Genomic DNA, 13751 nt, shown 5'->3' with positions numbered 1-13751 from the left:
GCCGCTGACTTTCCGCGTCCTGGCAAAATCCAGGACATCTCTGGACAGGACCCACCATGAAGACTGACATCCACCCCGAGTACCACGCGGTCGTGTTCCGCGACCTCGGCTCCGGCGAGACGTTCCTGACCCGTTCCACGGTCACAAGCGACAAGACGATCGAGCTCGACGGCGAGACCTACCCCGTCATCGACGTCGAGATCTCCTCCGCGTCGCACCCGTTCTACACGGGCAAGCAGCGCATCATGGACTCGGCCGGTCGCGTCGAGAAGTTCAACCAGCGCTTCAAGAACTTCGGCACCAAGTAAGCCGTCGCTCCGTCTCGAAAGCCCCGCTCCGGCGGGGCTTTCGTCGTTCCGCGCAGCGGAACGACGAAAGCCGGTCCCTGAGCCTGTCGAAGGGTCGCCGTTCCGCGCAGCGGAACGACGAAAGCCGGTCCCTGAGCCTGTCGAAGGGTCGCCGTTCCGCGCGCCTGTCGAAGGGTCGGCGATCCCCCGGTCGTTGAGCGAGCGCAGCGAGACGAAACGCCGTCAGCGGATCGGCCAGCTGCCGTCGAGGGCGTCGGAAGGATCGAGCCGACCGATGCGGATGAAGTACTCCGTGAGGCTCTCGGCCTGCGCCCGTGCCCAGCCGATCTGCTGCGTGTGCAGCTCGTGCGCCGGGGCGTCGAGGCCGAAGCGCTCGGCGAGCGCCTGGGCGACCCGACCAGCGGCGATCGCGTCGGCCGCGGCGTCGTGGGCGCCCGTGAGCGTGACGGCGTAATGCGCGGCGACGACCTCGAGGGTGCGTTTGCCCTTGCGGTAGCGGTCGTGGGCCTTGTCGAGCACGAGCGGATCGATGACCGGCGCCGGGTCGATGATCGGCTCGATGCCGTGCCGCAGGGCCTCGTACTTGAGGAGCGAGAAGTCGTACGGCGCGTTGTAGGCGACGATGGGGATGCCGGCGGCGAACAGCTCCCGGAGGGCGGCGACGACCTCGGCGACGACGTCGACGGCCGGGCGCCCGTGCGCTCGCGCGTGCGCCGTGGTGATGCCGTGGACGGCGGTCGCACCCTCGGGGATCTCGATACCCGGATCAGCCAGCCAGGAACGGGCGGACAGTGGCTCGCCGCCCGGCCCCAGCACGCCGACGTGGGCTGTCACGACGCGGTCGACCGTAACGTCGACGCCCGTCGTCTCGAGGTCGAACACGCCGACGGTGTCGCACCAGCGCCGGTCCGACGCAGCGGGGGCGATGGGCGCGGCATCCGCCGACACCGGCGCCGCGCTCGGCACCGCATCCTGCACCGGGTCATCCCACAGGGGGAGCGCCTGCCACCTGTCCATGCCTTCGACGGTATGTCCTGCCCCCGACATCGGCCGGCAGCGCCACGCGCGAAGGTCCGTAGACTCGACGGGTGCCCGTGACCTCCCCGTATGCCGACGCGCTCGCGACCGTCCCGGTCAGCCGCCACGAGGTCGAGGTGGCGGGTGGCACGACGGCGTATTGGGTATATGGGCCGGCGGATGCCGAGACCACGCTCCTCATGGTGCACGGCTACCGCGGGGACCACCACGGGCTCGAGCCGGTCGTGGCGTTCCTGCCCGGCATCCGGATCATCTCGCCGGATCTCCCCGGCTTCGGCGAGACCCCGCCGCTGCCGGGGCGTGAGCACACGCTGCAGGCCTACGCCGAGTGGCTCACGGCGTTCGCCGCGGCCGTGGCACCCGGCGCCGACATCCTGGGTCACTCGTTCGGCTCGATCGTCGTCGCGGCGGCCGTCGCCGGCGGGCTGGAGACCCCCCGCGTCATCCTCGTCAATCCGATCGGGGCGCCCGCGCTGGAGGGACCCCGCGGCATCCTCACCCGCCTCGCCGTCTTCTACTACTGGGCGGGGGCGAAGCTGCCGAAGCGCCTCGGCGACGCCCTCCTGCGCAATCGGCTGATCGTCCGGGTGATGAGCGTGTCGATGGTGAAGACCCGCGACCGGCAGCTGCGGGCCTTCGTGCACGATCAGCACGACACGTACTTCTCTCGGTTCGGCGACCGGGACGTGCTGCATCAGGGCTTCGTCGCCTCCGTCTCGAACGACGTGCGCGCCTTCGCGCCGCGCATCTCGCAGCCGACGCTGCTCATCGCGGCGGAGAAGGACGACATCACGCCGATCGAGGCGGAGCGGCACCTGCAGACGCTGTTCCCGCGGGCGGAGCTCGTGGAGATCGCGGGCGTCGGGCACCTCATCCACTACGAGACGCCGCGTGAGGCCGCCGAGGCGATCAGGCGGTTTGTCGCGCCCGGCGCCGCCGATACGCGTTGACGTTCATGCGGTTGCCGCAGTTGCCGGTGTCGCAGTAGCGCTTCGAGCCGTTCTTGGAGAAGTCGACGTACACGGCGTCGCAGTCGTCGGCGGAGCACACGCGCACGCGGTCCCACTGGTCGGCGCGGATGACCTCGGCGAACGCCATCGCCACCTCCACGAGGATGCGCGTCGCCAGCGGATCGGAGTCGTCGGTCGCGTGGATGTGCCAGTCGTAGCCGTCGTGGATGACCAGCTGGGGGAGCGCTCGGCCGTCGCGCAGCAGTGCGTTGACGAGCGGCACCGCATCGACGCGGCCGACGCTCCACAGCTCCCGCAGCCGCGCGCGGGCCGCGCGCAGCTCGCGCAACTCCACCTCGTCGCGACGGATGCGGCCGGTGAAGGGGTACTCCGCCAGATACAGGTCGAGATCGTCGGTCGACATGAGCGTGTCGGTCTCGTCGAACGACACGTTGCGCAGCGTGTTCACGAGGGCCGCGCCCGCACGCAGCGACATCTCCGTGTCACGAATGAAAACCACATTGACTCCTGACCATCCGGGGCGCTACTGTCACCAGTGTAAACACCAGTCACTCCTGACAGGGCCGCATCTGAACTCAAGGGACCGCCGGTGACCCACACCGCTCCGCTGGACATCATCGTCCCCGCCGTGCCCGCCTCGCCGGTGCCGCGCCGCCGCACCGCGGGCATCGTCATGGCGGTCGCCTCGGCGCTGGCGTTCTCCTCCAGCGGTCCACTCGTCAAGCCCCTGCTCGAAGCGGGCTGGTCGCTGTCCGCGGCGCTCATCGTGCGCATGGGACTGGCGGGGCTCATCCTCTCGCCTGCGCTCATCGGCGCCCTGCGCCGGGAGCGGTCCTTCCTGCGGCGCCACGGGCTCGCGCTCCTCGCGTTCGGCCTGATCCCGGTCGCGGGGTGTCAGCTGCTCTTCTTCTCCGCGATGCAGCGGATGCCGGTGGCCGTGGCCCTGCTGATCCAGTACCTCGCCCCGGTCATGCTCGTCGGGTTCGTGTGGCTGCGCACCCGCCGCACGCCGTCCCGCCTCGTCATCATCGGATCGATCGTCGCGATCGCCGGGCTCGTGCTGGTGGTCGACATCACCGGCGCGCGCTTCGACCTGCTCGGCACCCTGCTCGCCCTCGGGGCGGCGATCTGCGTCTGCGTGTACTTCGTCATGAGCGAGCGCACCGGCGACGATCTGCCGCCGCTCGCCCTGGCCGCGGGCGGGCTGCTGGTGGGGGCGCTGTTCATGGGCGTCCTCGCCGTCTCCGGCGTGCTGCCGTTCGCTGCGCCCTCGGTGACGGTGGTCTTCCGGGGCGTCGAGATCCCCGGCATCCTCGCCCTGCTGTGGGTGGGCGGCGTGGCGACCACGCTGGGGTACGCGCTGGGCGTCATGGCGGTGCCCCGCGTCGGGTCGCGCCTCGCCTCGTTCATCGGGCTCAGCGAGGTGCTGTTCGCGCTCGGGTTCGCCTGGCTGCTGCTGGGCGAGACGCCCGCCCCGATCCAGTTCATCGGCGGCGCGCTGCTGCTGGCCGGGGTCGTCCTCGTGCGGATGGATGCCGCGGAGGTCGATGCCGTCAGCGTTCCCGCCGACCCGAGTCTGCCCGTGCCGACGCTCCCCGTGCCATCTGCAGGAGAGGGCGGATCCGGTACTCGATGACCTCGCCCATGACGAGGGAGGTCTCGGTGCGCTCGACGCCTTCGATCCCGAGGATGCGGGCGTCCACATCGAACAGGTGCTGGGTGTCGCGTGCGGCGACCCGCACCAGCAGATCGATCTGACCGCTGAGCCCGTGCGCCGAGATCACCTCGGGGATCGCGGCGATCGCCGTCGTGATGCGCGGCAGGTGCGCCTGGTGGACGGTCACGCTCAGGACGGCCTGGATGGGAAAGCCCAGCGCGGCCGGCGACATCGCGCGCTCGAACGACCCGAACACATCAGCGCGCTCCAGGCGGCCGAGCCGCGCCTGGACAGTGTTGCGCGACAGTCCCAGTCGCTCGGCCAGCGCGACGACGGTCGCGCGGTGGTCATCGGCGAGAGCTTCCAGCAGGTCGAGATCGACGCGATCGAGGGGTCCCATAATGCCCAACGCTAGCAGGAGTTTCGGGGCGTCGTTGCGCAACATGCTCAACGGTGACCGGAATGCTTGAGCTAGGTGCGATGCGGACGTAGCCTTCGGGTGAACCGGCGACGAGGCCGGCCCCGGACGCGGTCGCGCTCCACAAGAGCGCGCGCGGCGACCAGAGAGGGATCACAATGGTGTATACCCTGACCACCGACGAAGCGATGACGGCGCTGGACGACACGGCGCGTCTGCTCACCCCCGAGGGGCGGCGCATCGCCGATCCCCGGCTCGACCGCTGGGTCCAGGACATCGACGGCGCGGCGCTTCGCGCCCTGTACCGCGACATGGCCATCGTGCGACGGATGGACGCCGAGGGCGTCGCCCTCCAGCGGCAGGGCCACCTCGGCCTGTGGGCGCCCGCGCAGGGCCAGGAGGCCGTCCAGGTCGGCACCGCCCGCGCGTGCCGCGACGACGACTTCCTGTTCCCGAGCTATCGCGAATGCGGCGTGACGATCGTCCGCGGCGGCGCACCGGCCGACCTCGTGCTCGCGTGGCGCGGCGAGGTGCACGCCACCTACGATCCGTACGCGCTGAACCTCGCCAACCCGCAGATCATCATCGGTGCGCAGAGCCTGCACGCCGTCGGCTACGCCATGGGCATCCAGCGCGACGGCACCGACCAGGCCGCCGTCGCCTACTTCGGCGACGGTGCGACCAGCCAGGGCGATGTCAACGAGGCGATGGTGTTCGCCTCCTCGTTCCAGGCACCCGTCGTCTTCGTCTGCTCCAACAACCAGTGGGCGATCTCCGAGCCGGTCACCGTGCAGTCCCGGTTCCCCATCGCCGGCCGGGCGCCGGGCTTCGGCATCCCCAGCATGCGGGTCGACGGCAACGACGTGCTCGCCAGCACCGCCGCGATGCGGTGGGCCCTCGACCACGCCCGCCGCGGCGAGGGACCGGTCTTCCTCGAGATGGTCACCTACCGCATGGGCCCGCACACGACCTCCGACGACCCCACCCGTTACCGCGACCGCGACGAGGTGGAGGCGTGGCGCCAGCGCGACCCGCTGCTGCGGGTGGAGGCCTACCTGCGCGCCACCGGCGCGTGGGACGACGCGTTCGCCGCGCAGGTGACGGCGGATGCCGACGCCGGCGCCGCGGCGATGCGCGAGGCCGCGCTGACCGCTGTCACCCGCCCGGCCATCGAGGTGCTCGACGACGTCTACGCCGAACCGCACACCGGCATCGAGCGGCAGCGCGCGCGATTCGCCGCCTACCTCGACGGCTTCGCCGAGACGGAGCCGACGCGATGACCGAGATCACGATGGGCCAGGCGCTCACGGCGGGGCTGCGCAGCGCCATGGGGCGCGATGACCGCGTGCTGATCATGGGCGAGGACATCGGCCGGCTGGGCGGTGTGTTCCGCATCACCGACGGCCTGCTCGACGAGTTCGGCCCGAAGCGCGTCATCGACACCCCGCTCGCCGAGTCGGGGATCGTGGGGACGGCGGTGGGGCTCGCCGTGCGCGGCTTCCGTCCCGTCGTGGAGATCCAGTTCGACGGCTTCGTCTACCCCGCCTTCGACCAGATCGTCTGCCAGGTGGCGAAGCTGCACTATCGCACGCGCGGGCGCGTGAAGATGCCGATCACGATCCGCATCCCCTGGGCGGGTGGTGTGGGGGCCGCCGAGCATCACTCCGAGTCGCCCGAGGCGTACTTCGTGCACACCGCCGGGCTGCGCGTCGTCGCGGTCTCGAACCCGCAGGACGCGTTCACCGTGCTGCAGCAGGCGATCGCGAGCGATGACCCGGTCATCTTCTTCGAGCCCAAGCGCCTGTACCACGCCAAGGGGGAGGTCGACCTCGACGCCGACATCGCCGATGCGCCGCCGATGGGGCTCGCCCGCGTCGCGCGGGAAGGGGATGACGTGACGCTCGTCACCTATGGCGCCCAGGTGACGACGGCGCTGGATGCCGCGGCGGCAGCCGAGGACGAGGGGATCTCGATCGAGGTCATCGACGCACGGTCGCTCTCGCCGGTCGACTACCGGACGCTCGCGGCATCCGTCCGCAAGACCGGCCGGCTCGTCGTCACCCACGAGGCCGGGGGAGAGGCGGGTGTCGCCGCCGAGATCATCACGAGTCTCACCGAGCAGTGCTTCCACTACCTCGAGGCCGCGCCGCAGCGCGTGACCGGGCATGACATCCCCTACCCGCCGGCGAAGCTCGAGAAGCACCACCTGCCCGACCTCGACCGCATCCTCGACGCCGTCGATCGCGTGCTCGACCGGCCGAACAGCCTGTCGGAGGTGGCGCTGTGATCGCCGAGTTCCGGCTGCCCGACCTCGGCGAGGGACTGCCGGAGGCGGAGATCGTGCAGTGGCTCGTCGCCCGCGGCGACGAGGTGACGCTCAACCAGCCGATCGCCGAGGTCGAGACCGCGAAGGCCATCGTCGAACTGCCGTCACCGTTCGCCGGCACCGTCAGTGACCTGCACGCGGCGGCCGGCGACGTGGTCGCCGTCGGCGCGCCGCTCATCGCGATCGACGTGCCCGGCGACGTCGGGGCGCTGGCCGGCGCGGGCGGGGCCGGGAGCGCGGACCCGGCCGGCGTCACCCGCGAGACGGCGGCCGACACCGCGGCAGCGGCGGCCGACACCGACGCCACGGTCCCGAACCTCGTCGGATACGGGGCTGCTCCGCGCACGGCGGGGCGTCCGCAGCGACGCGCGCGCGCCGTGCGCGCCGCGGCGGCATCCGCATCGGCATCCGACACCGCCGTGCTCGCCCACGCGCCGCACGATGTCGTCGCGCCCGCCCCGACCGAGGATCTCCGCCACGAGCGTCCCCGTTCCACGCCCCCCGTCCGCGCCTACGCGAAGGAGCGGGGTGTCGATCTGGCGCTCGTCGAGGCGTCCGGGGTGACGGGCGTTATCCGCCGGGAGGACGTCGACCGCTACGCCGATGCGATGCGGGCGCAGGCGGCGTCGGCCTCCGCCACGGCCGCGCCGGGAACGCCGGGCGCGCGGGAGACCCGCATCCCCATCCGTGGCGTGCGCAAGCACACCGCTGCCGCGATGGTGCAGAGCGCCTTCACCGCACCGCACGTGACGACCTTCCTGGAGGTCGATGTCACCGAGACCGTGCGGCTCGTCGCAGACCTCCGCGCCGATCGGCGCCTCGACGGCCATCGCATCGGCATCCTCGCCGTCGCCGCGAAGGCCGTCTGCCTGGCGCTGCGCGCCGAACCGTCGCTCAACGCCCGCTGGGACGGGCCGGCCGGGGAGATCGTGCAGTTCCACTATGTGAACCTCGGCATCGCCGCGGCGACCGAGCGCGGCCTCGTCGTGCCGCACATCGCCGATGCCGACCGCCTCACGCTCGTCGAGCTCGCCGACGCGATCGGCGCGCTCGCGCAGACGGCGCGCAGCGGTCGCTCCGCTCCCGGTGCGCTGTCGGGCGGCACCTTCTCGATCACCAACTTCGGCGTGTTCGGCATCGATGCGGGAACGCCGATCCTCAATCCGGGAGAAGCCGGCATCCTCGGCCTCGGGTCGGTGCGCCGACGCCCGTGGGAACACGACGGCCAGATCGTCCTGCGCGACATCGTGACGCTGAGCCTGTCGTTCGATCACCGCCTGGCCGACGGCCAGGAGGCGTCGAGGTTCCTGCGCGCGGTGGGGGACATCCTCCGCGAGCCCGGCCGTGCGATGCTGCTGAGCTGACCGGGTTCAGTGCGCGCAGAGCGCGGCGAACGCCATGTCGGACAGGATGTGGTGCACGACGGCATCCGGGGGAACGTCGCGCAGCGCCCGCACCGAGTACGGGGTCGAGTTGATGAGGCCGAATCCGGCGTGGGCGCGCACCCGCAGGTCGGTCGCGGCGCGGTCGGGGTGGACGCGCTCGAGCACCCCGATCCACAGATCGACGTACTCGCGCTGCAGCCGCCGCACCTCGTGCCGGTCGGCGTCGCTCAGCCGGGCGAGGTCGCGGTCGTGTACGCGGATGACGTCGGCGTCGGTGACGGCGAAGTCGACGTGGAAGTCGACGAGTTCGCGCAAGCACTGCCGCGGCTCGGTGACCTGGGCGATGACGCGTCGTCCGCCGCTGAGCAGGTCACCGCTCGCGCGCAGCAGGATCGCGCCGAGGAGCGCGCGCTTGCTCGAGAAGTGGCGGTACACCGCGGGCCCGGTGATCCCGACGGCCGCGCCGAGATCCTCCAGACTGACCCCGTCGAAGCCGTGCGCGGCGAACAGGCGGGCGGCCTCACGCAGCAGCGCACCGTGGCGCTCGGCCTTCGCGCGGTCGCGCGGCGTCGCAGCGTCGGGGAGACGCGTTGTCATTTCAGTTAATCCTCGCTAACCTCGTGACTTGGGTTAGTGAACACTAACCCATCGCAACGCGCGCACGCCAGGAGCGCTGGCGGGCCGTTATACGACCGCGACATCAAGGGAGATGACATGGGCGTGCTGGACCTTTCCGCCTACGGACTGAGCGACGAGGAGCGCGAGCTCGCGGGTCTCGTGCGCGCCTTCGCCGACGAGCGCATCGCGCCGCAGGCCTACGAGGCCGACCGCACGAAGACCCTCCCGCTGGGTCTCGTCGCGGAGATGGGGGAGCTGGGCCTGTTCGGCCTGCCGTTCCCCGAGGAGGCCGGCGGCGTCCGCATCGGCGGGCAGGGCGGGGACTACCTCGCCCTGGGGCTGGCCATCGAGGCGATTGCCCGCGTCGACCAGTCGCTGGCGATCACCCTCGAGGCGGGGGTCAGTCTCGGCGCCATGCCGGTGTACCGGTTCGGCACCGACGCGCAGCGCGCCGAACTGCTGCCCGACCTGCTGGCCGGCCGGGCGCTGGCCGGGTTCGGCCTCACCGAGCCCGAGGCGGGGTCGGATGCCGGGGCCACCCGCACCACGGCGAGACTCGACGGCGACGAATGGGTCATCGACGGCGCGAAGCAGTTCATCACCAACTCCGGCACCGCCATCACGCGCTTCGTCACCGTGACGGCCGTCACCGGCACACGGGAGGGGCGCAAGGAGATCTCCACGATCATCGTGCCCGCCGGCACCGCCGGGTTCATCGTCGGTGCGCCGTACGACAAGGTCGGCTGGCACGCGTCGGACACCCACCCGCTGACCTTCGAGGGGGCGCGGGTGCCGGCGGAGAACCTCCTCGGGGAGCGCGGTCGCGGATTCGCGAACTTCCTCAGCATCCTGGACGAAGGGCGCATCGCCATCGCCGCGCTGTCCACGGGGGCCGCCGAGGGGTGCCTCGAGGCGGCGCTGGACTACGCCGACAGCCGCATCGTGTTCGGCGAGCGCCTGGGGTCGCGCCAGTCCATCCAATTCATGCTGGCACGCATGCAGCAGCGGGTGCACACCGCGCGGCTGGCCTGGCTGCACGCCGCCCGTCTGCGCGACGCCGGGCAGCCGTTCGGGACGGCGGCGGCCCTCGCCAAGCTCACCGCAAGCGACGCCGCGATGGACAACGCCCGCGACGCGACGCAGATCTTCGGCGGCAACGGCTTCATGAACGAGTACCCCGTCGCCCGCCACTACCGCGACTCGAAGATCCTGGAGATCGGCGAGGGGACCAGCGAAGTGCAGCTGCTGGTCATCTCGCGCGCGCTGGGCCTGGACGCGGGGCGTAGCGTGAAGGCATGAGCGACATCGTCCAGCGGGGCCTGTACCTCGAGGAGTTCGTCGTCGGCGCGACCTACCGGCACACGCCCGGGCGCACGGCGACCGAGGCCGACAACGTCCTCTTCTCCTCGCTCACGATGAACACGCAGGCGCTGCACCTCGATGCCGCCTACGCGGCCACCCAGCCCTTCGGACAGCGGCTCATGAACTCGATGTGGACGCTCGCGACGATGGTGGGAGCCTCCGTCACCCAGCTCACGCAGGGGACGCTCGTCGCGCAACTCGGCCTCAGCGACATCTCGTTCCCGCATCCGCTGTTCGCGGGGGACACGCTGTACACCTCGACGGAGATCCTTGCGGCGCGGCCATCGGCGTCGCGGCCCGGTCAGGGCGTCGTGACGATGCGCCACACCGGGCGCAACCAGGACGACGTGGTGGTCGCGGTGGCGACGCGGGTCGCGCTCATGTGGCAGGCGCCCGGCGTCGCCGTGGAGGTCGAGTCGTGAGCCGCTTCACGCTGGGTCCCGCGCTGCTGTTCTGCCCCGCCGATCGGCCCGACCGGTTCGCCAAAGCGGCCGCTCGGGCCGACGCGGTGATCCTCGACCTGGAAGACGCCGTCGCTCCCCACGCCAAGACGGCGGCGCGGGGCGCGCTCATCGACGCGCATCTGGACCCCGAACGCGTCATCGTGCGCGTGAACCCGATCGACTCCGATGCGTTCGCCGCCGACATGGCGACGCTGTCGCAGACGGACTACCGGCGCATCATGCTCGCCAAGGCCCAGTCGCCGAAGCGGATCGCGCGGCTCGATCCGCGGTTCGAGGTGATCGCGCTGTGCGAGACGGCGCGGGGCGTCGTCGCCGCCGAGCGCATCGCCGCGCAGGACAACGTCGTCGCGCTCATGTGGGGCGCGGAGGACCTCGTCGCCTCCCTCGGCGGGACCTCCAGTCGCACGGACCGCAAGGACCGCCGCTACCGCGATGTCGCCCGGCACGCGCGCTCCCGTGTGCTGCTGGCCGCCGGCGCCGCCGGGAAGGCGGCGATCGACGCCGTGCACCTCGACATCGACGACGAGAAAGGGCTGCGCCGCGAGGCGGAGGATGCCGCCGCGAGCGGCTTCACCGCCACCGCGTGCATCCACCCGGCACAGGTCGACATCGTCCGCGCGGCGTACCGCCCCGACGCGGCGACGCTGTCGTGGGCACGCGAGGTGCTCGAGGCCGCGAGCGGCGAGCGCGGGGTGTTCCGGTTCGCCGGACGCATGATCGACGAGCCCGTCCTGCGCCACGCTCGCGCCATCGTCGCGCGCGCGGACTGAGGGCGCGCGCCGCGGCGACGTCTCAGCGGACGGGTGTCCCGACGTAGGAGCGCATGCTGAGACGATCGCGTTCGATGAGGAAGGTGTGCGCGGAGCCGTTCGGCAGCCGCTCTCCGACGTGCGGGAACTCACCCGCCGAGGCGTGGCGGATGACCTCGCGGATGAGCGCGCCGTGGGCGACCACGACGACGGTCGGCGCGGCGGGGGCGGTCGCGCGGCGGGCGTCGCGGATGACCCGCTGGATGCCGGCGAGCGCGCGACGGCGCACATCCGGCCAGCTCTCCGCGTTCGGCACCTCGGCGGTGTGCCAGTCGCCCCAGCGGGCGTGGAACTCGCTGTCGGTGATGCCCTCGGCATCCCCGTACGAACGCTCCCGCAGTTGCGGGTACGTGCGCGGTTCGGCGACCCCCACGGACGTCGCGATGATCCGCGCCGTTTCGTGCGCCCGCGACAGGTCGCTCGAGGCGATGACGACGGGGGCCGTCGCCGGCGAGTTCGTCGCGCAGGCGCTCGGCGGTCTCGCGGGCCTGCGTGCGCCCGTTCTCGTTGAGCGGGATGTCGGTCGAACCCTGGATGCGGCGCTGCGCGTTCCAGTCGGTCTCGCCGTGGCGCACGAGGATGAGGGAGGTCACCCCTCGAGCCTAAGCGAGCCGGTCGGGGTCAGCGTGCGGGCAGGTCCTGTGCCAGCCGCCGCAGCACCTCGCTCGTGCCGGCGTCGATCTTGACGGTCGCGTGGCCGTCGCCGCGGGTCTGACCGCGGTTGACGATGACGATGGGCAGCTTCCGGCGTCGCGCACGTTCGAGAAGGCGGATGCCGGAGTTCACGACCAGCGATGAGCCGGCGACCAGCAGCGCGTCGCTGGCGTGCACGAGCTGCTCGGCCTCGGCGAACTTCGCGACGGGGATGTACTCCCCGAAGAACACGACGTCGGGCTTGAGCATCCCGCCGCAGACGCTGCAGTCCGGAACGACGAATCCGTCGCTGGACGAGGGGAGCACATCGCCGTCGGGGCCGAGCTCGACGGCGTCGGGGATCGCGATCCACGGGTTGTCGGCTTCGACCCGCGCAGCCAGGTCGCGGCGGTCGAACACCTGTCCGCAGTGGGTGCACAGGACGCGCCCCATGGTGCCGTGCAGCTCGACGACACGGCGGCTGCCGGCGCGCACGTGCAGGCCGTCGACGTTCTGGGTGATGATGCCGGTCGCCACGCCGGCCGTTTCGAGGGCGGCGAGCGCCTCGTGGCCGGCGTTGGGCAGGGCGGCGGCGAAGGCGCGCCAGCCGAGGTGGCTGCCGACCCAGTAGCGGCGGCGCGCGGCATCGCTGGAGAGGAACTGCTGCGCGGTCATGGGCGTGCGCACCGGAGCGCCCTTGCCGCGGTAGTCGGGAATGCCGGAGTCGGTCGAGACGCCCGCGCCGGTGAGCACCGCGAGGCGCCGACCGGCGAGAACGTCGACGGCGTGGCCGACGGCCGCGTCGGTCGCGGCATCCTGCGTGAGTACGGTCGACATGGCACCCCCTCTCACGCCCGAGCCTACGCCGCGTCGTTTTCCGGGATGTTACGCGCCGTGCCAGCATGGGGCGCATGCCCGTGCTGAGGATCGACGATGCGGCCGACGAGCGCCTGGCCGACTACCGCGATCTGACCGACGTCGCGCTGCGGCGGACGCTCGAGCCGGCAGGCGGTCTCTATATCGCCGAGTCGGCGAAGGTGATCACGCGCGCGCTCGCCGCCGGTCATCGGCCGCGCTCGATCCTCGTGCAGGAGAAGTGGCTCGACGATGTGCGCACGCTCGCCGGAGACGCGCCGATCTACGTCGTGACCGATGCCGTGGCCGAGCGCCTGACCGGGTACGCCGTGCACCGCGGCGCGCTCGCCGCGATGCACCGCCCGGCGCTGCCGTCGCTGGCCGAGGTGGTCGCCGACGCGCGCCTCGTGCTCGTGCTGGAGGACATCGTCGATCACACGAACGTGGGAGCGGCCTTCCGGGCCGCCGCCGGTCTCGGCGCCGACGCGGTGGTCGTCTCGCCCCGCTGCGCGGATCCGCTGTACCGCCGGAGCGTGCGGGTGAGCATGGGGACGGTGTTCCAGGTGCCGTGGACGCGGATGACGGAAGGCCCCGGCGGCCCGTGGCGGGCTGCCCGCGAGGAGCTGCACGACGCCGGCATCCACCTCGCCGCGCTCGCCCTCGCGGACGACGCCGTGCCGCTCGACGTGTTCGCCGCCGACCGGCCCGAGCGGGTCGCTCTGGTGCTCGGCACGGAGGGCGACGGCCTGTCGCGTCGCGCGCAGGAAGCCGCCGACACCGTCGTGACGATCCCGATGGCCGGGGGAGTGGACTCGCTCAACGTCGCATCCGCGGCCGCCGTCGCCCTCTGGGCGCTGCGCACGCCCTGACACTCGCCGGTTCGGCGAGAGGGAGAGGAGAGGTCAGG

Annotated in this window: 16 protein-coding genes and 1 pseudogene; 10 read left to right on the top strand and 7 right to left on the bottom strand. The window is 71.9% G+C overall.

Translation table 11 applies throughout. The annotated features are described in order from the left end of the window. Positions 1–56 precede the first annotated feature (56 nt). Positions 57–308: a type B 50S ribosomal protein L31 gene (locus JOD60_RS12690; protein ID WP_076690948.1), complete on the top strand. Its 252-nt coding sequence runs from the start codon at positions 57–59 to the stop codon at positions 306–308. Between the two features lie 222 nt (positions 309–530). On the opposite strand, the gene JOD60_RS12685 is transcribed toward JOD60_RS12690, so the two are convergent. Continuing rightward, positions 531–1325: an exonuclease domain-containing protein gene (locus JOD60_RS12685; protein WP_076690947.1), complete on the bottom strand. Its 795-nt coding sequence runs from the start codon at positions 1323–1325 to the stop codon at positions 531–533. A 71-nt stretch (positions 1326–1396) separates the two neighbouring features. Here JOD60_RS12685 and JOD60_RS12680 point away from each other — a divergent pair, with 71 nt between their 5' ends. Further along, positions 1397–2296: an alpha/beta fold hydrolase gene (locus JOD60_RS12680; RefSeq protein WP_076690946.1), complete on the top strand. Its 900-nt coding sequence runs from the start codon at positions 1397–1399 to the stop codon at positions 2294–2296. Here the strand turns inward: JOD60_RS12680 and JOD60_RS12675 are convergent. Beyond that, entirely contained in the window at positions 2256–2816 is a 561-nt protein-coding gene (locus JOD60_RS12675; RefSeq protein WP_076690945.1) for a CGNR zinc finger domain-containing protein, read from the bottom strand. The two genes, JOD60_RS12680 and JOD60_RS12675, sit on opposite strands and share 41 nt — an antisense overlap. Positions 2817–2906: 90 nt before the next feature. Between JOD60_RS12675 and JOD60_RS12670 the strand changes: the two genes are divergently transcribed. After that, positions 2907–3953 (top strand): DMT family transporter, encoded by a 1047-nt coding sequence (locus JOD60_RS12670; RefSeq protein ID WP_232321609.1) that lies wholly within the window; start codon positions 2907–2909, stop codon positions 3951–3953. On the opposite strand, the gene JOD60_RS12665 is transcribed toward JOD60_RS12670, so the two are convergent. Beyond that, positions 3871–4374, bottom strand: coding sequence for an Lrp/AsnC family transcriptional regulator (locus tag JOD60_RS12665; protein ID WP_076690944.1), 504 nt, complete (start codon positions 4372–4374; stop codon positions 3871–3873). The genes JOD60_RS12670 and JOD60_RS12665 overlap by 83 nt on opposite strands. 176 nt (positions 4375–4550) lie before the next feature. Here JOD60_RS12665 and pdhA point away from each other — a divergent pair, with 176 nt between their 5' ends. The 3 genes from pdhA to JOD60_RS12650 are packed head-to-tail and all read left to right on the top strand — an operon-like array spanning position 4551 to position 8082. Then, positions 4551–5672, top strand: coding sequence for a pyruvate dehydrogenase (acetyl-transferring) E1 component subunit alpha (gene pdhA, locus JOD60_RS12660; RefSeq protein ID WP_076690943.1), 1122 nt, complete (start codon positions 4551–4553; stop codon positions 5670–5672). Then, positions 5669–6679, top strand: a complete 1011-nt coding sequence (locus JOD60_RS12655; protein WP_076690942.1) for an alpha-ketoacid dehydrogenase subunit beta — start codon at positions 5669–5671, stop codon at positions 6677–6679. The genes pdhA and JOD60_RS12655 overlap by 4 nt, the downstream gene beginning before the upstream one ends. Next, positions 6676–8082, top strand: a complete 1407-nt coding sequence (locus tag JOD60_RS12650; protein ID WP_076690941.1) for a dihydrolipoamide acetyltransferase family protein — start codon at positions 6676–6678, stop codon at positions 8080–8082. Before JOD60_RS12655 ends, JOD60_RS12650 begins: the two co-directional genes overlap by 4 nt. Positions 8083–8088: 6 nt before the next feature. Here JOD60_RS12650 and JOD60_RS12645 read toward each other — a convergent pair whose 3' ends face one another. Next, positions 8089–8700, bottom strand: a complete 612-nt coding sequence (locus JOD60_RS12645; protein ID WP_076690940.1) for a TetR/AcrR family transcriptional regulator — start codon at positions 8698–8700, stop codon at positions 8089–8091. Between the two features lie 117 nt (positions 8701–8817). Between JOD60_RS12645 and JOD60_RS12640 the strand changes: the two genes are divergently transcribed. The 3 genes from JOD60_RS12640 to JOD60_RS12630 are packed head-to-tail and all read left to right on the top strand — an operon-like array spanning position 8818 to position 11317. Beyond that, entirely contained in the window at positions 8818–10020 is a 1203-nt protein-coding gene (locus JOD60_RS12640) for an acyl-CoA dehydrogenase family protein (RefSeq protein ID WP_076690939.1), read from the top strand. Beyond that, positions 10017–10505 (top strand): MaoC family dehydratase, encoded by a 489-nt coding sequence (locus tag JOD60_RS12635; protein WP_076690938.1) that lies wholly within the window; start codon positions 10017–10019, stop codon positions 10503–10505. The genes JOD60_RS12640 and JOD60_RS12635 overlap by 4 nt, the downstream gene beginning before the upstream one ends. After that, positions 10502–11317 (top strand): HpcH/HpaI aldolase/citrate lyase family protein, encoded by an 816-nt coding sequence (locus tag JOD60_RS12630; protein WP_076690937.1) that lies wholly within the window; start codon positions 10502–10504, stop codon positions 11315–11317. The genes JOD60_RS12635 and JOD60_RS12630 overlap by 4 nt, the downstream gene beginning before the upstream one ends. Positions 11318–11339: 22 nt before the next feature. Here the strand turns inward: JOD60_RS12630 and JOD60_RS12625 are convergent, their stop codons facing one another. From JOD60_RS12625 to JOD60_RS12620, 3 genes and pseudogenes are all read right to left on the bottom strand, one after another. Beyond that, positions 11340–11741 carry a histidine phosphatase family protein gene (locus tag JOD60_RS12625; protein WP_269746963.1) on the bottom strand — a complete coding sequence of 134 codons (402 nt, stop codon included), beginning with the start codon at positions 11739–11741 and terminating at the stop codon, positions 11340–11342. A gap of 130 nt (positions 11742–11871) precedes the next feature. After that, a pseudogene (locus JOD60_RS17210) lies at positions 11872–11931 on the bottom strand (histidine phosphatase family protein); the annotation flags it as partial. A 46-nt stretch (positions 11932–11977) separates the two neighbouring features. Beyond that, a complete protein-coding gene (locus tag JOD60_RS12620) occupies positions 11978–12826 on the bottom strand; it encodes a Sir2 family NAD-dependent protein deacetylase (RefSeq protein ID WP_076690936.1) in 849 nt (282 codons plus the stop codon). Positions 12827–12900: 74 nt separating this feature from the next. Between JOD60_RS12620 and JOD60_RS12615 the strand changes: the two genes are divergently transcribed. Continuing rightward, positions 12901–13713 carry a TrmH family RNA methyltransferase gene (locus JOD60_RS12615; protein ID WP_076690935.1) on the top strand — a complete coding sequence of 271 codons (813 nt, stop codon included), beginning with the start codon at positions 12901–12903 and terminating at the stop codon, positions 13711–13713. Positions 13714–13751 lie beyond the last annotated feature (38 nt).

Origin of the sequence: Microbacterium aurum, assembly GCF_016907815.1 — a bacterium.
GTDB classification, from domain to species: Bacteria; Actinomycetota; Actinomycetes; order Actinomycetales; family Microbacteriaceae; genus Microbacterium; species Microbacterium aurum.
The sequence above is the reverse complement of the archived record's forward strand: the minus strand, read 5'-3'. Positions and strand labels throughout refer to the sequence as shown.

Bases quoted from the DNA above. Each gene is read 5' to 3' on its own strand.
- JOD60_RS12690 (WP_076690948.1), top strand. From the start codon at position 57: ATGAAGACTGACATCCACCCCGAGTACCACGCGGTCGTGTTCCGCGAC.
- JOD60_RS12685 (WP_076690947.1), bottom strand. From the start codon at position 1,325: ATGGACAGGTGGCAGGCGCTCCCCCTGTGGGATGACCCGGTGCAGGAT.
- JOD60_RS12665 (WP_076690944.1), bottom strand. From the start codon at position 4,374: ATGGGACCCCTCGATCGCGTCGATCTCGACCTGCTGGAAGCTCTCGCC.
- pdhA (WP_076690943.1), top strand. From the start codon at position 4,551: ATGGTGTATACCCTGACCACCGACGAAGCGATGACGGCGCTGGACGAC.
- JOD60_RS12655 (WP_076690942.1), top strand. From the start codon at position 5,669: ATGACCGAGATCACGATGGGCCAGGCGCTCACGGCGGGGCTGCGCAGC.
- JOD60_RS12645 (WP_076690940.1), bottom strand. From the start codon at position 8,700: ATGACAACGCGTCTCCCCGACGCTGCGACGCCGCGCGACCGCGCGAAG.
- JOD60_RS12640 (WP_076690939.1), top strand. From the start codon at position 8,818: ATGGGCGTGCTGGACCTTTCCGCCTACGGACTGAGCGACGAGGAGCGC.
- JOD60_RS12635 (WP_076690938.1), top strand. From the start codon at position 10,017: ATGAGCGACATCGTCCAGCGGGGCCTGTACCTCGAGGAGTTCGTCGTC.
- JOD60_RS12620 (WP_076690936.1), bottom strand. From the start codon at position 12,826: ATGTCGACCGTACTCACGCAGGATGCCGCGACCGACGCGGCCGTCGGC.
- JOD60_RS12615 (WP_076690935.1), top strand. From the start codon at position 12,901: ATGCCCGTGCTGAGGATCGACGATGCGGCCGACGAGCGCCTGGCCGAC.